The organism is Acetobacterium sp. (assembly GCF_039830195.1).
In the GTDB taxonomy this organism is placed as follows: domain Bacteria; phylum Bacillota; class Clostridia; order Eubacteriales; family Eubacteriaceae; genus Acetobacterium.
In genome coordinates this window covers 106,309-127,114 of record NZ_JBDODG010000033.1, presented here as the reverse complement: position 1 = coordinate 127,114, position 20,806 = coordinate 106,309, and the positions used below count along the sequence as shown (strand labels likewise).

General features: G+C 45.2%; 18 protein-coding genes and 5 tRNA genes. 2 read left to right on the top strand and 21 right to left on the bottom strand.

From position 1 onward, the window contains the following. Positions 1–76 precede the first annotated feature (76 nt). Positions 77–748 (bottom strand): DUF1638 domain-containing protein, encoded by a 672-nt coding sequence (locus ABGU93_RS10205; RefSeq protein WP_347413350.1) that lies wholly within the window; start codon positions 746–748, stop codon positions 77–79. A gap of 201 nt (positions 749–949) precedes the next feature. On the opposite strand from ABGU93_RS10205, the gene ABGU93_RS10200 reads away from it, so the two are divergent. Both ABGU93_RS10200 and ABGU93_RS10195 read left to right on the top strand, forming a co-directional pair. Beyond that, positions 950–1,525 (top strand): 5-formyltetrahydrofolate cyclo-ligase, encoded by a 576-nt coding sequence (locus ABGU93_RS10200; RefSeq protein ID WP_347413349.1) that lies wholly within the window; start codon positions 950–952, stop codon positions 1,523–1,525. A gap of 6 nt (positions 1,526–1,531) precedes the next feature. Next, a complete protein-coding gene (locus ABGU93_RS10195) occupies positions 1,532–2,830 on the top strand; it encodes a folylpolyglutamate synthase/dihydrofolate synthase family protein (protein WP_347413348.1) in 1,299 nt (432 codons plus the stop codon). 87 nt (positions 2,831–2,917) lie between these two features. Here ABGU93_RS10195 and dusB read toward each other — a convergent pair whose 3' ends face one another. The 20 genes from dusB to pth all read right to left on the bottom strand — a co-directional run bounded on the left by dusB (position 2,918) and on the right by pth (position 20,804). Beyond that, positions 2,918–3,919 carry a tRNA dihydrouridine synthase DusB gene (gene dusB, locus ABGU93_RS10190; protein WP_347413347.1) on the bottom strand — a complete coding sequence of 334 codons (1,002 nt, stop codon included), beginning with the start codon at positions 3,917–3,919 and terminating at the stop codon, positions 2,918–2,920. 12 nt (positions 3,920–3,931) lie between these two features. Continuing rightward, positions 3,932–4,702: a type III pantothenate kinase gene (locus ABGU93_RS10185; RefSeq protein WP_347413346.1), complete on the bottom strand. Its 771-nt coding sequence runs from the start codon at positions 4,700–4,702 to the stop codon at positions 3,932–3,934. Between the two features lie 8 nt (positions 4,703–4,710). Continuing rightward, positions 4,711–5,112: a thioesterase family protein gene (locus ABGU93_RS10180; RefSeq protein WP_347413345.1), complete on the bottom strand. Its 402-nt coding sequence runs from the start codon at positions 5,110–5,112 to the stop codon at positions 4,711–4,713. 107 nt (positions 5,113–5,219) lie between these two features. Then, the gene (gene ftsH, locus ABGU93_RS10175) at positions 5,220–7,061 is read right to left on the bottom strand and encodes an ATP-dependent zinc metalloprotease FtsH (RefSeq protein ID WP_347413373.1); all 1,842 of its coding nucleotides are present in this window, start codon (positions 7,059–7,061) and stop codon (positions 5,220–5,222) included. 65 nt (positions 7,062–7,126) lie between these two features. Next, positions 7,127–7,663: a hypoxanthine phosphoribosyltransferase gene (hpt, locus tag ABGU93_RS10170; protein WP_347413344.1), complete on the bottom strand. Its 537-nt coding sequence runs from the start codon at positions 7,661–7,663 to the stop codon at positions 7,127–7,129. Then, positions 7,632–9,077: a tRNA lysidine(34) synthetase TilS gene (gene tilS, locus ABGU93_RS10165; RefSeq protein ID WP_347413343.1), complete on the bottom strand. Its 1,446-nt coding sequence runs from the start codon at positions 9,075–9,077 to the stop codon at positions 7,632–7,634. The genes hpt and tilS overlap by 32 nt, the downstream gene beginning before the upstream one ends. Positions 9,078–9,127: 50 nt before the next feature. Next, a tRNA-Val gene (locus ABGU93_RS10160) sits at positions 9,128–9,203 on the bottom strand. Between the two features lie 48 nt (positions 9,204–9,251). Continuing rightward, a tRNA-Glu gene (locus tag ABGU93_RS10155) sits at positions 9,252–9,326 on the bottom strand. Positions 9,327–9,346: 20 nt separating this feature from the next. Next, positions 9,347–9,423: transfer RNA gene (locus ABGU93_RS10150), tRNA-Met, on the bottom strand. 23 nt (positions 9,424–9,446) lie between these two features. Further along, positions 9,447–9,523: transfer RNA gene (locus ABGU93_RS10145), tRNA-Met, on the bottom strand. Between the two features lie 58 nt (positions 9,524–9,581). Further along, positions 9,582–9,669: transfer RNA gene (locus ABGU93_RS10140), tRNA-Leu, on the bottom strand. An 89-nt stretch (positions 9,670–9,758) separates the two neighbouring features. Beyond that, positions 9,759–10,763 (bottom strand): Ppx/GppA phosphatase family protein, encoded by a 1,005-nt coding sequence (locus ABGU93_RS10135; protein ID WP_347413342.1) that lies wholly within the window; start codon positions 10,761–10,763, stop codon positions 9,759–9,761. Further along, positions 10,741–11,073, bottom strand: a complete 333-nt coding sequence (locus ABGU93_RS10130) for a septum formation initiator family protein (RefSeq protein ID WP_026394670.1) — start codon at positions 11,071–11,073, stop codon at positions 10,741–10,743. Before ABGU93_RS10130 ends, ABGU93_RS10135 begins: the two co-directional genes overlap by 23 nt. Positions 11,074–11,103: 30 nt before the next feature. Then, complete coding sequence (locus ABGU93_RS10125) at positions 11,104–11,343, bottom strand: RNA-binding S4 domain-containing protein (protein ID WP_347413341.1); 240 nt, start codon at positions 11,341–11,343, stop codon at positions 11,104–11,106. 91 nt (positions 11,344–11,434) lie between these two features. Beyond that, a complete protein-coding gene (locus ABGU93_RS10120; protein ID WP_014357319.1) occupies positions 11,435–11,722 on the bottom strand; it encodes an HU family DNA-binding protein in 288 nt (95 codons plus the stop codon). Between the two features lie 90 nt (positions 11,723–11,812). After that, a complete protein-coding gene (mazG, locus tag ABGU93_RS10115; protein ID WP_347413340.1) occupies positions 11,813–13,285 on the bottom strand; it encodes a nucleoside triphosphate pyrophosphohydrolase in 1,473 nt (490 codons plus the stop codon). A gap of 24 nt (positions 13,286–13,309) precedes the next feature. Beyond that, positions 13,310–14,944, bottom strand: a complete 1,635-nt coding sequence (locus ABGU93_RS10110; RefSeq protein ID WP_347413339.1) for a polysaccharide biosynthesis protein — start codon at positions 14,942–14,944, stop codon at positions 13,310–13,312. 139 nt (positions 14,945–15,083) lie between these two features. Next, entirely contained in the window at positions 15,084–16,571 is a 1,488-nt protein-coding gene (locus ABGU93_RS10105) for a peptidyl-prolyl cis-trans isomerase (protein ID WP_347413338.1), read from the bottom strand. An 81-nt stretch (positions 16,572–16,652) separates the two neighbouring features. Then, positions 16,653–20,099 carry a transcription-repair coupling factor gene (mfd, locus tag ABGU93_RS10100; RefSeq protein ID WP_347413337.1) on the bottom strand — a complete coding sequence of 1,149 codons (3,447 nt, stop codon included), beginning with the start codon at positions 20,097–20,099 and terminating at the stop codon, positions 16,653–16,655. Positions 20,100–20,180: 81 nt separating this feature from the next. After that, entirely contained in the window at positions 20,181–20,804 is a 624-nt protein-coding gene (gene pth / locus ABGU93_RS10095) for an aminoacyl-tRNA hydrolase (RefSeq protein ID WP_347413336.1), read from the bottom strand. Between the last annotated feature and the right edge of the window lie 2 nt (positions 20,805–20,806).

Sequence of the window (20,806 nt, the reverse complement as noted above, 5' to 3'; positions counted from 1 at the left end):
CTCCTTCGCACAAAAAACACCCGGAAAATCAATTGCTGATAGAACCAGGTGTTTACTTAACCGTTTTTTTAATTGCTCACACTTTTCGAACTGCTACCCCATCAAAATCGTCATGGGTGGTAAACTGACCGGGGGGAATAATACAAAAGCCCTCATGCCATTGCCCGGTTACCATTTTTTCCAGCGGGGTAATGCTGCCCTGATCGACTACCACCTCCAGACCGATGAGTTCGCCGATATCATTGACCCGGGGCAGATGATCCGCCACCGGGTAGGCTCCGGTATCAATGAGCATCAAATTTTTATAATTTTTGAACATGATCTCCATAACCCGCCGCGCCCGGCTTTCGCCGTATTTTTCGAGATTGTGCTGGAACTCCTTGTCTAGCGACTTTTCGCCCTTTAACCATCCCTGGGTTAAGAAATAGGTGGATGTCCGGATCCGTTCGAGGTTTTCTTTTTCTGAAAGAAGGATATCAATGCAATCCCCATAGCGGGGAATAATCAGCGTCGCCTTTTCGCTTTTTAGACCCAGGAGGCCATTGCCACAATTGCCATAGGCAAACAGCAGCTGGTCATAATCATCTTCGGTTTTGTCAATTTCTTCCTGGAGGGCATTTTTCAGTCGTTCCGGGGAGTCATGGAGCAGATTGGACATCCAGATGATTTCCAATTCCGCTCCGGTTCGTTGTAATGCCATTTCAACCTCATCCCGGATGGTTTCACAGGCGATTAATAATCTCTTCATTTATTTTTTACACCTTTTTTCTGTTTACTCCGTTAAGAGTATTATTTATGTACTATTTTTCTGCACTATACCCAGTATAACCAAGAATCCTTTGTTTTCAAGCAGAAATTCAGATAAAATTTCCCCTCGATAATTTTTTGTCCACATCCGACTTTATGTTATAATATCATCGTCAATTAATCTTAATATTAGGAGAAGAAAATGGATAAAAGTTTGTTCCGAAAAGAAATTCTGGCACGTCGTAAAGAAATTTACTGTGCTGACACCGATGCTAAAATTATCGAACAATTCCTCGATAGTGATCTTTATAAAAACGCCGACTGGATTATGGCCTATGTCAGCTTTGGGACCGAAATCTACACCCATGATTTTATCAAGCGCGCCTTAGCCGATGGCAAACACATTGTGGTTCCCATCTGTAACATTGAAGACCATACCGTTACTTTGTCAGAACTGATCAATTTTCCCGATGATCTGGAAGAAGGCCACTACGGAATCCTGGAAGTTCGTGAAGATTGTATGCGGATTGTCGACCCCAAAAAACTTGATCTGGTCATGGTTCCCGGTTGCGCATTTTCGCCCTCTGGCCATCGGATGGGTTTTGGTGGTGGCTATTATGACCGCTTTCTGGAAACCATCAGTGACGACTGCATCACCATTGCGCTGATTCGGGAAGACTTTATCTTCGAAAAAATCCCCATGGAAGAACATGACAAAAGCGTTCAGTTCATGGTGACCGAAAAATGTGTCAATTGTTGTCCCATCCAGGAGGCCTAATTTAACATGAACGTTACAGAAGCCATCAGCTACATTGAAGCAACCCATAAGTTTGGCACCCGCTTAGGTCTCGAAAGCATGAGCCTATTGCTTGATGCCATGGACAACCCCCAGGATAAACTCAAATTTATCCACATTGCCGGCACCAATGGAAAAGGGTCCACCTCCACCATGATCGCCACTATCTTAACCACCGCCGGATACAACACCGGTTTATTTACCTCACCCTTTCTGGAAGCCTTTAACGAACGGATCCAGTTAAACAACGAACCCATTGACGATGACAGCCTGGTCGCCGCCACCATTTTTGTTAAGGAACGGATTGAAGTTCTGATGGAACAGGGCGAGCCCCATCCCACTGAGTTTGAAATGGTTACCGCAGTCGGGCTCCAGTATTTTTATCAAAAACAGGTGGACTTTGTGGTTCTGGAAGTTGGTTTGGGCGGGCGGCTTGACGCCACCAATATCATCAAAGATCCACTGGCGGTGGTGATCATGGGCATCAGCAATGATCACACCGATTACCTGGGAAATACCCTGGCTGAAATCGCCTTTGAAAAAGCATCAATCATCAAGGAAGGATCCGATGTGGTGGTTTATCCCCAGGATCCGGAAGCCTTAAAGGTTATTCTTGATTTTGGCGCCTCAAAAAACGCCAATCTCGTTTTGGTTAACCCGGATGATATTTCAGTTTTAAGTCATACCACCCGCAGTCAGACCCTGAAATACCTGGGTGATCATCTCTATCTTGATGGCTTTGAATTAAAACTGCTGGGCGACCATCAGTCCCTGAATTGCCTGACAGCGTTGGAAGTCATTGCCCTGCTTAATCGCAAAGGCTATGATATCAACTCCGGGCATATTAAAAAAGCATTGGCTACCGTTGTTTTTCCGGGACGTTTTGAAATCTTTCTGGAAAATCCGGTGGTCCTCATTGATGGGGCCCACAACAGCAACGGCATTCAGGCCTTTGTCAACAATATGAAGCAATACTTTCCCAACCGTACCATCAACTTGTTTTTTGGGATGCTGGAAGATAAGGACATTGAAGAATCTTTATCTTATCTGGTTCCCATCGCCAGCACCATTCATACCCTGACCCCCAACAGTGACCGGGCGATGCCGGCGGAAAAAATGGCCGCGCTGATCCACAATACTTACGGAAAGAGTGTCGACTTCTACGATACCATGGCGGCCGCAATTAACAGCATAGACTTATCTAAAAAAGACGAGATTAATGTTTTTGTGGGCTCACTCTACATGATCGGCGAAGCCCGCACCCTGATCCGAAAAAATTTACTATAAAACTAAGCTGAAAATTTACAATCATTAATAAAAAAGTAGGGGCGATCGCAGATCGCACCTACTTTTTTATACGTTTTTATTAATTTATTATTGTGTCAAGGCACTAGTCAACAGTTTTATTACCGCTTCTTTATCCGGCGCATGAAAGAGTTCGTTGCGGATGACGGTAGCATGATGAAGACCCTTGGTATAGGCCGCCAGATGCTTGCGCATTTCCCGGAGCCCGGCGTCTTCATTTTTAAGGAGCGCCAGCAAGTCGATGTGCCGAATGGCGACCTGAACCCGTTCATCTGGCGTCGGTTTGTCCAGCACTTCACCCGTCTGCAAATAATGGTTGATCTCCCGAAAAATAAAGGGATTGCCAATGGCTGCCCGACCAACCATCAGACCATCCACCCCGGTGGTTTCAAGGGCTTTTTGCGCCGCTTCACCGCTGTTGATATCGCCATTTAAGATAATCGGAATCCCGGCATTTTTTTTGACCTCGGCAATAATACCCCAGTCGGCCTGACCCGAATAATAAGCTTCCCGGGTTCGTCCGTGGATCGTTAGGGCCGCTACCCCGGCTTCCTCCACCCCTTCTGCGATGGCCCGGATATTAATGCTCTGATCATCCCAGCCGATTCTCGTTTTGACAATCAGTGGCTTTCGGGAGGCTTCCGCCAATGCTCTGACCACCTTAAAAAATAGCTCCGGTGTTTTTAACAAGGCCGAGCCTTCACCATTTTTGGTAATCTTGGGGGCTGGACAGCCGGCATTGAAATCCAAAAAGGCATAATCGGTAGCATTGATTGTATCGCTGACGACTTCAGCCAGAATATCCGGATCGGATCCGAACAGTTGAATCCCCGCCGGCGCTTCTTCTTCACAGGTCAGCATTAAATCAGCCGTCTTATGGTCTTTATAATACAGACCCTTACCGCTGATCATTTCTGAAAAGACTACTCCTGCCCCAAACTGTTTGGCAATCAAGCGAAAGGGCAGATTGGTATAGCCTGCCAGCGGCCCCAAAAAAAGAGGGGTCTCAATTGAAACATCCCCAATTTTCAGTTCTTTATTTTTTTGTGCTCGTTCTGATTTTATGTTCATTGTATGTCCTGTTTATCTGAAATTTTTGTCATGGATAATCTTCAATCCTTTTAGTGACAATTGCGGATCATAAACGTTGATGGATTTTGTTTCCTGGTAGAAAAGACGGCCATAACCACCGGTGGCCACCACCTTCATATCCTTGACGCCAGTCTCTTTTTTAATCTGTTCGATGATATACTCCACCTGACCAATATAACCATAAACCAAACCAGCCTGCATGCTGGTGACCGTGTCTCGCGCCAGTATCGAAGCGGGTTTTTTGATTTCAATATTGGGCAGCTTAGCGGCATTCTTCCACAGCGCGTCGATGGAAATCTGAATTCCCGGGGTAGTCACCGCCGCGGCAAAGGCCCCATCCTTGGTGACATAATCAAAGGTGGTTGCGGTTCCAAAGTCGGTCACAATCACCGGTCCACCGTAAATGCTGTAAGCCGCCACGGCATCGACAATCCGGTCTGCCCCCACTTCGGATGGATCCGAGGTGTGAATGGGCATCCCGGTTTTGATGCCCGGTCCTACTACCATCGGTTCCAGGCCAATATATTTTTTGATGCCATTGGTCAGCGAGTACATGATGTTTGGCACCACTGAAGCAATAATCACACTGCTGACTTCCTCTACCGATATCTCCGAGTTTCTAAAAAAGGATTTAATCAATACCCCATACTCATCTGAGGTTCGCGGTGTTTTCGTGACAAATCGCCATGAATAGGGGATTTCATCACCGATCAGTACCGCCAGTTCTGTATTTGTATTTCCGACATCAATACCTAAAATCATATTTCCTCCTAAAGACTGGTTTCCAGCTTTTTCAAAACCTTCTCGTTGAAGCGGGCTTTGTCTACAATAAAGCGCTGGTGAATGGCTTCGCCGATTTTTTCTGCGGTATCCCAGGCTTCAATGTCAAAATTCAGAGCCCGCTTTTCAATGGATACCAGCGTCGCTTTGATCCGGATTTCCATGCCCACTGGTGAAGCCGCCATATGCTTTAATTCGATGAAAGTACCCACGGTAGTGTTCTCGTCCAGCTGGGTAGCTTCCACCCCTTCAAATGCGGTGTTTTCCATCCACGCCACCAGTCGCGGCGTCGCCAGCACGGCTTCGCCGCCGCTGCCTAAAGCCAGGGCGGTATCTTCTTGATTCACAAAAAATTTCTTTTCATAACTGGTTCCAACTTTCAGTTCTTCCATTGCTTCCTCCATGTCTTGTTTTATCAATTTTATCCGATCTCACCACTTAATATCTTAAGAACAACATTTTAAAAAAAGCCGTTATTAAACGGCTTTTTTTGTCCTAATTATTCAATTTCAGCTTCGATCTCAATTTCAACCATTTTTTCTGCTTCCGGTTGTTCTTCTTCCGCATGTTCTTCGAACAATGCTTTGAATTCTTCACCAGTTACGGTTTTATCTCTGAGTAATCGGGTCGCAATTTCTTCAAGCTTTTCCTGATGCGTTTCGAGAATGGAACACGCCCGTTCAAAAGCATTTTCCACAATGGTGCGGATTTCCTTATCAATGACAGCGGCTACTTCTTCACTGTAGTTACGGGATCTTCCCAAATCCCGGCCTAGAAATACTTCGCCGCTTTCCGGATGTCCAAAGGTCATCGGTCCCAGATGTTCACTCATTCCCCATTCAGTTACCATACTTCTGGCAATGTGAGTCGCCCGTTCAATGTCATTGCTGGCGCCGGTACAGATATCATCGAGGGCAATCTTCTCAGCTGCCCGTCCGCCCAGTAAGCCACAGATGTTTTCCAGTAATTTGCTTTTGCTCATATGCTGACGATCATCATCCGGCAGCGACAGGGTGTACCCAGCCGCCATTCCCCGGGGAATAATCGAAATCTCATGAACTGAGTCACAATTGGGCAGGAGATGCATGACAATCGCATGTCCAGCTTCGTGATAGGCAGTGATATGTAAATCGTCCTGATTGACAACCTTGCTTTTCTTTTCCGGTCCGGCAATTACCCGTTTAATGGCTTCTTCCAGTTCAACCATGGTAATCAGTTTTCCGTTATGTCTGGCTGTCAGCAGTGCTGCTTCGTTCATCAGGTTTTCCAGATCTGCTCCGGTGAATCCTGGCGTTCCTTTGGCGATAGTACCCAGATCTACTTCTGGAGCCAGTGGCTTATCTTTTTTATGAACATTGAGAATTTCTTCCCGGCCTTTTACATCGGGTACGCCGACTGTTACCTGCCGGTCAAAACGTCCCGGTCTCAGTAACGCCGGATCCAGAATATCCGGACGGTTGGTTGCAGCGATGATGATGATACCTTCGTTGACACCGAAACCATCCATTTCCACCAGCAGTTGATTCAGGGTTTGTTCCCGTTCATCATGCCCGCCGCCAAGGCCAGCGCCACGATGACGACCCACCGCATCAATTTCATCAATAAAAATGATGCAGGGTGCGTTTTTCTTGGCATTTTCAAAAAGGTCCCGAACTCGGGAAGCTCCGACCCCAACAAACATCTCGACGAAATCTGAACCACTGATGGTGAAGAACGGCACTGCCGCTTCCCCGGCCACCGCTCTGGCCAGAAGGGTTTTCCCGGTTCCCGGAGGGCCGACTAACAAAATCCCTTTTGGTATCCGGGCGCCCAGTTTTCGGTAACGATCCGGCGCTTTTAAGAAGTCAACAACTTCTTCAAGTTCTTCTTTTTCTTCATCCGCACCAGCCACGTTTTTAAACGTGACCTTTGTTTCTCCTTCAACGTGAAGTTTTGCCCGACTCTTTCCAAAGGACATCACTTTACCGCCGCCACCGCCAGCTTGTTGGCTGAAGACCAGGAAAAACACCACCATTAAAACAATTAGCACCACGGATGGAATTAAAGAAATCCACCAGGAATCCTGCTGTTTGGTAATGGTTACCTTGACATCATTCTCTAAAATATACGGTGTTACCTGTTCATCTATTACATATTGCGGTACCACTGCCTCAAATGTTTCGCCACTTCGCAAAACGCCAGTGACATTTGAGTTGTTTATTTCAATCTCAGCGACCTGATTGTTATTCAATTCGGTGAGCAACTCGCTATAAACAATGGTTTTAACCTCTTCCTTCATGGGGTTTAAAAAGGTTACCGCGACAATAATGATTAATAGAATTACTAAATAAAACCCAATCATCTTAAGGTATTTATTCAAAAAACATCACTCCTCTCAAGTTCGAATTTTTCTTTTCACTGCTATGCTTATTCATATACTTCTCGTTTTAAAATCCCGATAAAGGGGAGGTTTCGATACTTTTGGGCATAATCCAAGCCGTAACCCACCACGAATTCATTGGGTATTTCAAAGCCGATATAATCGGCAACGACTCGTTGTTCCCGACGCTCCGGTTTATCCAGCAACGAACAGACCTTCACATCGGCTGCCCCCAGGCTTTCGAAGCGGTTCAGTAAATATTTCAGCGTGTTTCCGGTATCAACAATATCTTCAACCAGCAAAATACTCCGGCCTTTAACATCCATCGATAAATCGGCCTCCAGCTCAATAACTCCGGAGCTGCGAGCTTCAGCACCATAGCTGGATGCCTTTAAAAAATCAATTTCCACTGGAATTGGGATTTTTCTAATCAGATCGGCCATAAAAACCGATGATCCTTTTAAAATCCCGATCAAAATCGGGTATTTCCCCCGGTAGTCTTCTGTAATCTTTTCTCCAAGTTCTGAGACACGCTTTTCCAATGCCTTTTCATCAACCAAAATTTCCTGAATATCGGCTATCACACTTTTCTCCTAACATAAGGTATGTTACCCTAATTATATTTTTTGTATCATCATCGGCCAGGAATCGTTGGTTAATGGCATAACCCAAAATCCACAATACCTCAGCCTCCGTCGCCAGCAGCGGAATTTCATCCCTTTGGTTACGGTCGATTTTTTTATCGATATAATACTTTTTAATGGATTTCTTGCCCGCCAAACCCGAGGGATAAAAATAATCTCCGGATTGTCGGCTACGTAAAACCAATATGTCCTTTATTTTATCATAATCAAAATATTTTTCACTATGATTTTCCATTTCTTTGGAAAAAAAACACCTTTTTTTTCTAAATTCATCCTGGGTAACAAATTTTGTCTCCAATATCAGACGTTCTTTAGAAAAAAGATAGGTTTTATTGGGGAGAATCCGCTTGGGTGGTATTATTGCACCCTGATATTTTTGTTTTTCTGCCACCATAACCCGGTCATAACGGCGCATTATTTGAATGTCATGAGGGAAGTGGATTTCCCATATCGTTTTATCGCTCTTTAGTAAACTATAAAAAGCAGTGATATGATTGTACTCAATTTCCTTTAAACTACCCTTAAATTTAAAAATAGACCGGCGTAAAATTTCTTTTTGAACGACCGGTTCTTCTCTTAACCACAAATCACGATCAATGACTACCCTATTCTCTTTTAAGGCCAGGATCTGATCTTCAATCTGATCCACATATTTCTCGAAAAATGCTTCATATTCATTGGCAATTTTTGTAAATTCATTAAAATGGACTTCCGCCCTGGGATTGATCTCTAAAATCATGGGCATAATATCCAGGCGAATTTTATTGCGAGTATAATCTCTTTGAAAGTTGGTAGCATCGGTACGAAACGCCAGCTTATGGATTTCACAATAATTCAGGATTTCTTTCTTCTCCAGACAGAGAAATGGCCGGATGTATAAATTGTCCCGGCTGGATTTAATGCCGGACACACCCTTAACCCCAGTACCCCGAATCAACCGCATCAACATCGTTTCAGCCTGGTCGTTGATATGATGCCCCATGGCAATCCGATTATACCCGTGATCCTCGGCAATGACGCTAAAAAAGTCGTAACGCTCTTTTCGTCCTGCTTCTTCAACGGAAATCTTTTCCGTTCGGGAAATCTCCGGGATATTCCGCTGCCTTGAGAAGCAGGGAATGTTTCGCTCCTGACAGAAGCTTTTGACAAACATTTCATCCGCATCGGCTGCCGGTCCGCGGAGGCCGTGGTGAAGATGGGCCACGCCGATGGCAATCTGAAACAGGTCGGCAAATTTGTCCAAAAAATACAATAAAGCCAGCGAATCTGCTCCACCGGATACGCCGATGAGAACATGATCGCCAGCCTCTAAAATACTCTGTTCTTCAATATATTGAATTACTTTTTTCTCCATGGTTTCACCACTTCAATAAAATTCTCTATTCTAATTCTAAATAAAAAAAATGGTGGTCGCAACAGGGCTCGAACCTGTGACCCCCTGCTTGTAAGGCAGGTGCTCTCCCAGCTGAGCTATGCGACCACGAACAAAATCTGGAAATTATATTATGTTGTAATTATACAAATTAAGTGGTGACCCCTAGGGGACTCGAACCCCTGTTACCGCCGTGAAAGGGCGGTGTCTTAACCGCTTGACCAAGGGGCCACAGATTGTATATTTTTTTATGGTAGCGGCGAACGGAGTCGAACCGCTGACACTACGGGTATGAACCGTATGCTCTAGCCAACTGAGCTACGCCGCCATGAAAAAAAGGATTTGTTTAATTGGTTGCGGGAGCAGGATTTGAACCTACGACCTCCGGGTTATGAGCCCGACGAGCTACCAAGCTGCTCCATCCCGCGATGTAATTAGTGAGCAAGTTTTAAAGTGGCAATTTTAAAAAGTGTTTATTTAAAAAAGTGGTGCCGAGGACCGGAATCGAACCGGTACGGTCGTTAGGACCGCAGGATTTTAAGTCCTGTGCGTCTGCCAGTTCCGCCACCCCGGCACTTTTTCGTCTGTCCCCTTGCTCAAGGGACAAGTGTTATTATACGCCCATTCAAACCTAATGTCAAGCTTTTTAGAGAAAAAGTTTTTTTATTTATTTTCCATGACAAAACGGCTGTACGCTGCGCCTTCAAGGTTATCATAATCACAGACGGTAAAAATAGTTTCGCCGGTAATTTTAAAAATATTTAAAAGTAAAAAAGCCCCGGCTAGAATAATGTCGGCCCGTTTTGCTTCCAGACCCACCATATTTTGCCGTTCTTTGATGGTTTTACCGGCCAAACTGTCAATCATGCGTTCCAGCTCGTCTTTGGTAATGGTACTCTCATGAACCATCTCACTGCAATAGGTCTTCAGTTCCTGTTTGATAGTGGAAAGACTGGTGGCGGTTCCGCCAATGCCAATGAGTTTATACGGTTTTGTCGGCAAAAATCCCCTGGTTCTTTGCTCAAATTCAGCATATATCTTCTCATTCATCCGTTCCAGTTCCTGAAAGGTCGGCGGATCGGAAAAAAGATATTCTTCGGTACAGCGAACACAGCCCAGATTGATGCTCATCATTCTTTTTAGTTCGTTGTCTTCCCCATAAATAAATTCGGTGCTGCCGCCGCCGATATCAAAAATCAGGATTTTTTCTTCAAAGCACTGGGATACCCCCACAAAACCAAGCTCAGCTTCTGCTTCTCCAGAAATAACTTCAATTTCAAAACCCAGTTTCTCTTTGACAGCGTCAAGATAAGCCGCCGTATTATCGGCATCCCGCATGGCGCTGGTGCCAAATAAATAAAACTCTTCCACCCCATAATCGGCGGCAATGTTTTTATATTCTTCCAGGGCTTCCATATTTCGTTTTTCCGCATCCGGATGAAGTCGCCCGGTTTTATTTACGCCCTGGCCCATCCTTGTATAGCGAACGGACTTATTAACCCGAACCAATTTCCCCTGGTCATTTCGAAAGACCAGCATCCGGGTGGAATTGGTACCAATATCAATCACGGCCAGATGTCGTTTTTTTTCTTTTTCTTTTATTTCAATCTGATCCTGTTCAACACCATCTAAAGTACTGTCACATTTATTGTTCAACTGTTTGCCCATCGCTTTCTGCAGCATTTTCCTGGGTTTCCACAATGACTATGGTTTCATCCGGATAATATAAACCAAGATATTTACGCGCAAAATTCTCCACATAATTCTTGCTGCCCATTTGTTTGACCTGTTCATCTAGTTGATTGCTTCTTATCTTTTCATTTTCAATTTCTTGTGCAATCTGGATCTTTTGTTGATCCAGTTCATAGATTTTTATAGCATTGGCCAGATAGATGTAGGCGGTAAACAGAACCGTCACTACGATTGCCAAGGCGATGATCATTCGACGCCTGATTAGACTTTTCGTTTTTTCATTCATCTTCTTTTCTTCATTTCCGGTGGAGCAGTTTTATAATTCCCGGTACATATCTCCTGCTTTTTCCTTAGGAGCATGTTCCAGACATTCTAGTACCTCCACCTTTTGTTCTCCGTCTCCATAACGGATGGTAATAATATCCCCGGGCTTCACCTGATCTCCCGGTTTAGCGACATTGTCGTTAATGGAAATACGCCCCCCATCACAGGCGTCTTTTCCGACGGTCCGACGTTTGATAATTCTGGCATTTTTTAAAAATTTATCAATTCTCATGGTTTCCTCAGTATTCTAAATCAAAAAGCTTAAAACAAAACCCTTAATAAAACAAAAAGCCAGAGCATCGCCCCGGCTTCTGTAACTTCGCTTACTTATTTACTTCATCCTTAAAGCCTTTGCCTGCTTTAAAGCCTGGGGCTTTAGAGGCTGCTATTTCGATGGGTTCTTTTGTTCGTGGGTTAAGACCTGTACGTGCTGCACGTTCTCTAACCTCAAAGGTTCCAAAACCTACCAATGACACCTTGTCTCCATTTTTCAAGGTATCTACCACAGTGTCTAAAAAAGCACCTAATGCTTTTTCTGAATCTTTTTTTGATAAACCCGACTTTTCTGCCATTTGGGCAATTAATTCTGATTTGTTCATTTTTTCCTCCATCTGATAGTTTCCAGTATTCTATTGTAATATTATAAGCGTGTTCACATGCAAATTACAAGTTTTTTTTGCTTTTTTCCGTTTTTTCCACTCTTAAAGCCCTTTTGACCGATTCCAGGCCTGGTCTAATTGCTCAAAAGTATAGTCTTCTAGAGATTTTTTCTCTTGACTGGCAACTTTTTCCATTTTTTCAAACCGTCCAATGAATTTTTCAGTCGCCTTTCTTAGCACCATCTCTGGCTGAAGTTTGAGCAACCGGGACACATTGACCACTGAAAAAAGTAAGTCACCCAGCTCTTCTTCGATCTTTTCGGGATTATTTTCCTGCAGCGCCGCTCTTAATTCAAGGGTTTCCTCATCGATTTTTTCCAGCGCGGCCGTTGGCTCCGGCCAGTCAAAGCCGACTTTGGCAGCTTTTTTCTGAACCTTATAGGCCTCCATTAAAGCCGGCAGAGCCTTGGGTATTTTTTTCATTTCCGCTGCCAGCCCGGGGCTTTCCAGCGATTCTCCCGACTCGCCCTTTTCCAGCCGTTTGATGGCATCCCAGTTGGTTTCGACCTGATCTGGATCAAAGCTGGCCTTGTCAATAAAAACATGGGGATGGCGTCGGATCATTTTTTCATTGATCCCGCTAATCACCTGGTTGATGCTAAAACGACCGGCCTCACTGGCAATTTCGGCGTGAAAGACAATCTGAAATAAAACATCGCCCAATTCTTCAGCCAGATTATCCCAGTCCTGATTATCGATGGCTTCTAAAACCTCATAGCTCTCTTCCAGCAGATAACTTCTCAAACTTTCATGAGTCTGGCTCCGATCCCAGGCACAGCCGTCGCTTCCGCGTAGGGTTTTCATCAGCTCAATGGTCCCCTGAAACCCCTGATAGGCTTCATTTTCAGCCGGAATATAAAGGCTGGTCAGGTGATTGATGGCCTCCACCCGGTCCAACTCATACAGACAGATTTCCAGTGACTTTTCGGTCTCGGGAATTCCTGAACCGATCAGCAGAACCACTTTTTTTTCGGGATCATAAATTTCCATTAATTGCAGTTTGAGCTCTGAAGCCATATGCTGATCGTAAACCTGGGTTATCAAAGCCCCGATCCGAGGATTGGGAGGATTTTTCCCGCAATCAAAGGCGTCCATGATTTTAAGTCCATTGATCGGGTCTTCTTCCAGACTGTTCAAGGTCACATCGACGAAGCTTACGCCCGGATAAATCCGATAGATGATGCCTGCGGCTTTTGCGGCAACAATCAGTTTTTCGACGGTTTTTTCACCAAACAGAGGGTTGCCGGGAACCGCATAGACCAACTTTTCAGTTGTTTTAGCCGTTTCGATAAGCTTTGTGACGATTTGATCATAAACCGCCTCAAAAGAGCCTTCCTGCTCATAATAGCAGTCAAAGCTTTGATAACTGATGGCTTCCTTCTCAATAAAATCCATCACCGGATGAATTTTTGTTCTAAAAAAATTGGGACTCGCATCTTTTAATAATGCTAATGTTTCCAGCGTGATCTGGCCCGGGCTGCCCGGCCCCAAACCAACAATATCGATATGGTGCATGCTTTTATTTCCTTTCTGAATCGATTACTGATGTCGGATCCGCCGTTTTTTGCGACCGGGTACAAGTCGCTCAAGCCAGCGAAAAAAGCTTAATAAGGTTCGGCTGCCCGGCAGTACCCTTATTTCGTCTGCCGTGATGCCTTTGATCAATACCAGCACAAAGGAGTAAATGAAGATGCCGATGACGACCGCCATGATAATCCCGAAAAATCCGCCCAGCAGCGCGGCAATGCCCTTATAAGCAAAAAATACGACAATTCCCATCACCGTGGCAGCAACCAACGGTTTCAGGGCGGTGTGGATAAAATCCACCTTGATGCGGGTGTAACGCTTAACCGATGCGTAGTTGGCCACGGTCAAATAAATAAAGGTAATCATACTGCTGATGACAATCCCCTGAATATTGAAAAAGGGAATCGACAAAAATATCCATCCGGTAATAAAGCGGATAATGATGGCCACCCCCAGATTGATCAGTGGAATCCGAAAGCGGTCGATGGATTGGAGGATGCTCTGAAAGGTGTTGGAAAGCATCATAAAAATTGTCGCATAGGAAAAGGTGCATAAAATAAATCCGCCGTAGGGCGATCCCGGAAAGAGCAGATCAAAGATGCCGTAGGACAGTACCGACAAGCCGATACAGGACGGAAAAGCCACCAGTAAAATAACCCGAATGGCCAACACGATCTTTTCATTCATAGCTTTGCGGTCCCGCATCGCAAATGATTCGGAAATCGCCGGGATCATCGCCACCGCCAGATTACCACTGATAATCAGAGGAATCGTGATCAGTATTTCCGCATTGGTAAAGTCGCCAAACATCATCGTGGCAGTGACCTCATCGATACCGGCCACTCCCAACCGGGATACATAGATAAATGAGTCCACGGTGGAAAACATCGCCACCAGCGCCGATGTCAAGGTGACCGGAATGGAGATAATCACCAGCCGTTTGAGTAGCGCCCGGTTGGAGATCTGCCGTTTTCTGGTTCTTGTTTTCAGCAATCGTTTGTTTTGGGTAGCAAAGTTATAATAAAGATAAGCCAATAAAATGGCCGCTACCAGGCCGCCGGCGGTGGCGCCAAAAACCGCCCCGCCAACGCCTAGACCGATGCCAAATTGACCCACAAAAGCCCAGCATAAAATGACCCCCAGAAAAACCCGGACAATTTGCTCGAGAATCTGGGAAACAGCGGTGGGTGTCATAATCTGAAAACCCTGAAAAAAGCCCCGAAAGGCTGATACAAAGGAAATAAACAAGGGTGCCAGGGCGATGGCCACCAGAGCTGGATAGCTTTCCGCTGTCCAGCTTGCTGTTTCAATGATCCACTCTGCCCCGAAAAACAGGAACAGGCTGGATAGTGCTCCCAGAACAGCCAGGATCATTATCGATAGCTTGAAAACCCGATGGGCGGTTGCATATTCATTTTTGGCAATACTTTCGGACACCATTTTTGAAATCGCCACTGGAAAACCCACGGTGGAAACCATCAGCAGCAGGTTGTAGATGCTGGTGACATTGCCATAGATCCCATTTCCATAGCTACCCACCATCTGGTACAGAGGGATCTTAAAAAAGAGGCCTAACAGCCGGGATAAGATCCCCGCTGCGACCAGAATACTGGCACCCTTTAAGTAATTTGATGTTCGCTCAGACATAGATAAACCTCTTTTATACATTGTTGCAAATCCCCGATGGTACTTTGCAGATTGTTTTTTATTATATCCCATCAACTATTCATACACAACCAAAAAGCACTGAAACTCAGTGCTTTTTGCGGTGATGTTTAAATTGAATTTAGATTTTATTTTCGTAAACTTTAACATTCAACTCGGTTTTTAGTTCTTCCAGATAAGCTGCCGCCGGAGTGACGATGTCGTTGATTTTAACTTTGAATTTGTTCATCAGCTTGGTTTTGAGCTTGTCAAATTCTTCGGTGACTTTTTCACTTTTTAAGGTTTCGGTAATTTCTTCTTTTTTATCTTCCAAACTTGGTGTTTCACCGGTTTTTTTATCATAAACATAGATAACATGGTAACCGTAGTCGGTTTTAACTGGCTCGCTGATGGTATTCACATCCATCCCGAAGGCGGCATCGGAAAATTCAGTAACCATGGTTGACTTTGTGAAGGCCCCCAGATCGGCGGCTTCCTGAATACCGTCGGTAGTCTGGTATTTTGCCATTATCGCATCAAATTCTGCGACTGTTTTAGCATTCTTGGCTTCGGCGTAAACCTGATCGGCCAAGGCTTGTTCGGTGGCTAAAATATGTTTGGCCGAAACGGTGCTGGTGTCGTAAGACGCTTTGTTTTCATCGTAGTATTTCTTAATCTCGCCATCAGTGACTTTTATCGTACTTTCCAAATCAGCCTGAACGGCTTTGGAAACAGCAGAGGCGGTGGCATCCTGTTTCATGAATTCTTTAAATTGGGCAATGGTTAAAAATTTAGTATCTAAAAACTGTTGTAATGCTTCATCGCCAGGCAGCAGATAATTGATAAATGCTTCCTGGGTGGTCACATAGGTGTCGATATTTGTTTGATCTGTTGTCAATTTCTTTTCTTCGGCATATTGGGCCAGGGCTTTTTGTTCGGCGATGGTATTAAAGATGGTTTCATTGGTGGTTTTCATGGTTTCATCATCAGTTCCCAAAGCCTGTTGAGTTTGGTAATAGGTCAGCAATTCTTCATTAGCCAGACGATAATTGTAAACATCTTTTTTAACCTCATCTTTGCCAACAGTTCCCACAACAGTATCTAATTCTTTGCTGGGATCTGCTTTTAAGGTGTTGTTATAATTTGTTTCCATGGTGTTGGCATAGCTATAATCTAACAGGAATTTATTTAAAAATGCCTCAAAAGATGCCGAGTCAGTATTATAAGTTTCTAAAACCGCTGCATATTTTTCTTCGCCCAGGGTTGTTTTCAATGATTCCAGCATACTGGTCGCATTGGCGGCAATCCCCGTTTCATCGACCGTAACCCCATCTTTTTTCGCTTTCGCGGTGAGCGTTTCAACCCGAACCAGATCATCCAGGATATCTTTTTTCAGCTCTATCAGCTCTTTATCGGTGGGGAATGTCATACCGCTGGCATCAAAATACATCTGATAATATGCCATATAATTATTGAAATTCTCTTTTAACAAAGGGGTTCCATCAATGACTGCGATTTCCACCTTCTTATCCTGTTCAGGATTTACCTTAACCAAACTGCAACCTCCGGCAAAAAGACTGACACAGATAACGCTTGTCAGCATCAAAGCCAGAATACGAGATTTCTTCATTTTTGTTGTTCTCCTCTTCTTTATTAATATCATATAAATTAAAACCTTGCCTAGTTTAACATACGACAACTGGACTTTACCTTAATTCTTTGACGAAACCAAACGCCCCAGAAATTCACCTAAGGCTTTCAGGTAAGCCTGATCCTGGTCATGTTTTAAAACAATCCGCCAGCGGATCTGATCCCCTTTTCCGGCATTGAACTTAATATTGTAGATGTTAAATAGTTCCTTCATCAGTTCAGGATTGGGAATGGGGATTTCTCTGGTATTGTCAAAGGTGAATAAAACACTGTTTCCCCGTTCCCGGATTTCAGTCATTGCCAATGATCGGCCCAGGTGTTTGATCATCGCCAAAGCCATCAGATTATAGACTCCATCGGGGATTTCCCCAAAGCGATCCAACAACTCATCCTCCAGCTCGTCGTAATCATCTCTTGATTTAACGTAGGACAGCTTTTTATAAATATCGTATTTAAGTTCTTCATCCGAAATATAATTCTCGGGAATATAACTGCTGACATTGAGATTGATCATCAGCTCACTGGCCGTGAAATCCATTTCTTTACCGAGCCGTTCATGGATGGCCTGATCCAGAATTCGACAATAAAGTTCGTAACCGATGGTGGCCAGATTACCCGACTGGGCCGCTCCCAGAATATTTCCGGCCCCTCTGATTTCGAGATCCCGGAGGGCAATTTTAAAACCCGAACCGAAGGCGGTAAAGTCTTTGATGGCCTTTAAGCGTTTCTGGGAAATTTCCGAGAGCACCTTGGGCCGATGGGTCACATAGGTGTAGCCTTGAACATCCGACCGCCCCACCCGTCCCCGGAGCTGATACAATTGCGACAGACCCATATAATCGCCATTGTCAATGATCAGGGTATTGGCATTTTTGATATCCAGACCTGATTCAATGATGGTGGTGGTCACCAGGATATCATACTCCCGCTCTAGAAAATCGACCATGATGTCTTCCAGCTCCTGACCGGTCATCCGGCCATGGGCCACCACAATCCGTGCTTCGGGAACCAGCTTCTGAATTTTTCGGGATACTTCAAAGATATCGTGGATCCGGTTGTGAACAAAATAAACCTGCCCCTGTCTGGCCAGTTCCCGCTGAATGGCATCTTTGACAATGGCTTCATTATATTCCATAACGTAAGTCAGCACCGGCCGGCGGCCGGCTGGCGGCTCGTCGATAACGCTCATATCGCGAACCCCGATCATCGACATGTGCAGGGTTCGGGGAATCGGGGTAGCGCTGAGGGTTAGCACATCGACATTTTCTTTAAGCTGTTTGATCCGTTCCTTGTGTCCCACCCCAAATCGTTGTTCCTCATCCACTACCAGTAACCCCAGATCTTTGAAGATGACATCTTTTGACAACAGCCGATGGGTACCGATGATCAGATCCACCTGGCCGGCAGCCAGTTCCTTTAAGGTTTTATCCTGGTCGGTTTTAGACCGGAACCGGCTGAGCAGACCAATGCTGACCGGATATTTTTTGAACCGGTCCAGGGCGGTCTGATAATGCTGTTGGGCTAAAATAGTGGTCGGTACCAGAAAAGCCACCTGTTTGCCCTCCATCACCGCTTTAAAGATAGCCCGCAGGGCGACCTCGGTTTTGCCATACCCGACATCGCCGCAGAGCAGCCGGTCCATCGGCCGGGTCGATTCCATGTCTTCCTTAATCTCGTCGACGGCCTGGAGCTGATCGTTGGTTTCCTCATGAGGGAATGAGTCCTCAAACTCCTGCTGCCAACTGGAATCTACTCCAAAGGCATAACCCTTTAGATTCTGGCGTTTGGCATAAAGGGCAATCAGTTCATCAGCCATTTCTTCAACCGCGGCTTTGACCCGGGATTTGGATTTACTCCAGTCATTGGTTCCCAACTGGTTGATCTTCGGCTTTTTCTCGCCGGTTCCCACGTAAACCTGGATGGCATCCATCTGATCCACCGGACAATAGAACTTGGCATCATTAGCATATTCGATGACCAGCAAATCTTTAATGGTCTCATCGATTTTCAATTGCTCAATGCCCCGGTAGACTCCAATACCATGGGTATCGTGGACCACAAAATCGCCCTGGTTCAATTGGGTAAAGGAATCGATCTTTCGTCCTTTTTGACGACGGCGTTTTTTCCCCCGGCTGGATTCTTTGATGATTTCACTTTGATTGATACAAATAAGCTGCTCACCGGCCAGTTCAAAGCCGCCGCTGATTTCACCAGTAACCAGCTGAACCCCCGGTAACGGCTCATTGGTAAAGCGGTGAATATCGGCATCGGTCAGTAAGCTTTTGAGTTTTTCCAGTCCTGCTTCATCCCGGGCCCGCAAATGGATGATGGCGTCTTTTTCCAGCTGCTTTTGAACAAATTCAATAAATAGCGGGATCTGGCCTAAAAAAGAATCGTTTTCCTTAACCCCTAAATCAAGGGCGAGCCCTTTTTTAGCCCGGGAGGTGAATAAGTGGAGTCTTAACTGGGTTTGACTGTCCAGTGCTTTTTCAATTTTTGAAAATGAATAGAATTTGTTTTTCTCTTCGGGAAACATCAGCTGTTCATCCATCAGGGTCTGAAAATCACTGTGCAGTTTATTGATAAAAACAGCCTGGGCTTCTTTAATCCGGGGCGGTTCATCCCAGATAACCAGAGCATCTCCCAAATAATCCGTGAGCATTCCTTCCGACTTGATAAAGGCAAACAGGGTCTCATCATGGCCCCCCGGATCTTCGCTGATCCGTTCAATCAGCGCCTGATAACCTGGCATCTCGCCATAATTTTTAGTGATTTGTTTCAGCGCTTTGGCCCGTTCGTCTTGATCCAGAATAATTTCCCGACCAGGCAGAATGATCACCTGATCCACCGAATCGGTCGACAGTTGGGTTTGGGGATCAAAGGTTCGTAGGGATTCAATGGTATCGCCAAAAAATTCAATTCGATAAGCTTCCTGACCGGTGGTTGAAAAAACATCGATGATCCCACCGCGATGGGCAAATTGTCCCCGGGCCTCAACCTGGGAGACCGGTTCATAACCCAGTTCAAAAAGCCGGTTGGTCAGGATAATCGGGTCCCAACTGTCTTCCACCGCCAGCGAAAAACCAAAGCCCTGAAATTTTTCTCTGGGCACTTGTTTCTTTAACAGGGTTTCCGCTCCCATTACCACCACAAAGGGCTGATTTGACAACAGTTGTTCAAAGACGACCAAGCGCTGGTGATTGATTTCCTGGCTGTGCACGTCGGCGAAATAGTCATGAATCGGTTCGGCCGGGCAGTAAAGCACCTGATCTCCGAGAATTTTCTGCAGATTTTGAGCCGTTTTCTGGGCCTGATAATCGGTTGCAGAGACATAAAGAATCCGGCTCTTCTGCTGCCTGAAGATCAGCCCGGTAAGCACTTCTTTAAAACTGTTGTTGACATTGGAGAGATTGATGATTTCTCCCGGGGCCAGGTTATTCAATATGGTTTGGATCGATTCGACCTTCAAAAGGTTTTGATAAAGTAATTCCATGATCTCTTCTTTCATTTTCAAACACGGATAGCCCGGGTTTTAAACCCGGGCCCCTGTTTTTTATTCTTTTTCGCGCGTCTTAACTGCTGTCTTTTATTATGATTTATTCTGATCTTGCTGTTCGTTTGTTTCTGCGGTCTTTTTCTCTTCCGCTTTTTTTCTGATATTAATCCGGTTCATGGCCAGATCAACGCCGTCTTTGACAAAAATGTCCACCCCTTTTGCGGCTTCCATCACGGCATTTTCCATCGCCGGAAATTCGCTTTTGGGAAAACGCCCCAGGACATAGTGAACCAATTCCGAACCCAGCCGGGGTCGGCCGATGCCGATCCGGATGCGGGAAAAATCCGGATTTCCCAAATGCTGAATAATCGAACGCATCCCGTTGTGGGTTCCGGCGCTGCCCCGCTGGCGGATGCGCACATCCCCGGTGGCCAGGTCGATGTCATCATAAATTACCAGCAGATTCTCCAGCGGGATATCATAAAAATTCATCAGCCCGGCCACACACAGTCCGCTGTTATTCATATAGGTGGTCGGCTTGGCCAGCATAATTTTTTGTCCCTCTTCACGATAGACGCCGGTTACGCCGTGTTGTTCTTTCTTGGTGATGGTGACTCCTTTTTTATCGCTGAGATAATCAAGGATTTCAAAGCCGATATTATGCCGGGTTCCATCGTATTCTTTGCCAATGTTTCCCAATCCAACAATCAGATGCATCG

What these genes read in the sequence shown, in the direction of transcription:
- ABGU93_RS10205 (WP_347413350.1), bottom strand. Translation starts at nt 748, where the DNA reads ATGAAGAGATTATTAATCGCCTGTGAAACCATCCGGGATGAGGTTGAA.
- ABGU93_RS10200 (WP_347413349.1), top strand. Translation starts at nt 950, where the DNA reads ATGGATAAAAGTTTGTTCCGAAAAGAAATTCTGGCACGTCGTAAAGAA.
- ABGU93_RS10195 (WP_347413348.1), top strand. Translation starts at nt 1,532, where the DNA reads ATGAACGTTACAGAAGCCATCAGCTACATTGAAGCAACCCATAAGTTT.
- dusB (WP_347413347.1), bottom strand. Translation starts at nt 3,919, where the DNA reads ATGAACATAAAATCAGAACGAGCACAAAAAAATAAAGAACTGAAAATT.
- ABGU93_RS10185 (WP_347413346.1), bottom strand. Translation starts at nt 4,702, where the DNA reads ATGATTTTAGGTATTGATGTCGGAAATACAAATACAGAACTGGCGGTA.
- ABGU93_RS10180 (WP_347413345.1), bottom strand. Translation starts at nt 5,112, where the DNA reads ATGGAAGAACTGAAAGTTGGAACCAGTTATGAAAAGAAATTTTTTGTG.
- ftsH (WP_347413373.1), bottom strand. Translation starts at nt 7,061, where the DNA reads ATGATTGGGTTTTATTTAGTAATTCTATTAATCATTATTGTCGCGGTA.
- tilS (WP_347413343.1), bottom strand. Translation starts at nt 9,077, where the DNA reads ATGGAGAAAAAAGTAATTCAATATATTGAAGAACAGAGTATTTTAGAG.
- ABGU93_RS10135 (WP_347413342.1), bottom strand. Translation starts at nt 10,763, where the DNA reads ATGGGCAAACAGTTGAACAATAAATGTGACAGTACTTTAGATGGTGTT.
- ABGU93_RS10130 (WP_026394670.1), bottom strand. Translation starts at nt 11,073, where the DNA reads ATGAATGAAAAAACGAAAAGTCTAATCAGGCGTCGAATGATCATCGCC.
- ABGU93_RS10125 (WP_347413341.1), bottom strand. Translation starts at nt 11,343, where the DNA reads ATGAGAATTGATAAATTTTTAAAAAATGCCAGAATTATCAAACGTCGG.
- ABGU93_RS10120 (WP_014357319.1), bottom strand. Translation starts at nt 11,722, where the DNA reads ATGGAGGAAAAAATGAACAAATCAGAATTAATTGCCCAAATGGCAGAA.
- mazG (WP_347413340.1), bottom strand. Translation starts at nt 13,285, where the DNA reads ATGCACCATATCGATATTGTTGGTTTGGGGCCGGGCAGCCCGGGCCAG.
- ABGU93_RS10110 (WP_347413339.1), bottom strand. Translation starts at nt 14,944, where the DNA reads ATGTCTGAGCGAACATCAAATTACTTAAAGGGTGCCAGTATTCTGGTC.
- ABGU93_RS10105 (WP_347413338.1), bottom strand. Translation starts at nt 16,571, where the DNA reads ATGAAGAAATCTCGTATTCTGGCTTTGATGCTGACAAGCGTTATCTGT.
- mfd (WP_347413337.1), bottom strand. Translation starts at nt 20,099, where the DNA reads ATGAAAGAAGAGATCATGGAATTACTTTATCAAAACCTTTTGAAGGTC.
- pth (WP_347413336.1), bottom strand. Translation starts at nt 20,804, where the DNA reads ATGCATCTGATTGTTGGATTGGGAAACATTGGCAAAGAATACGATGGA.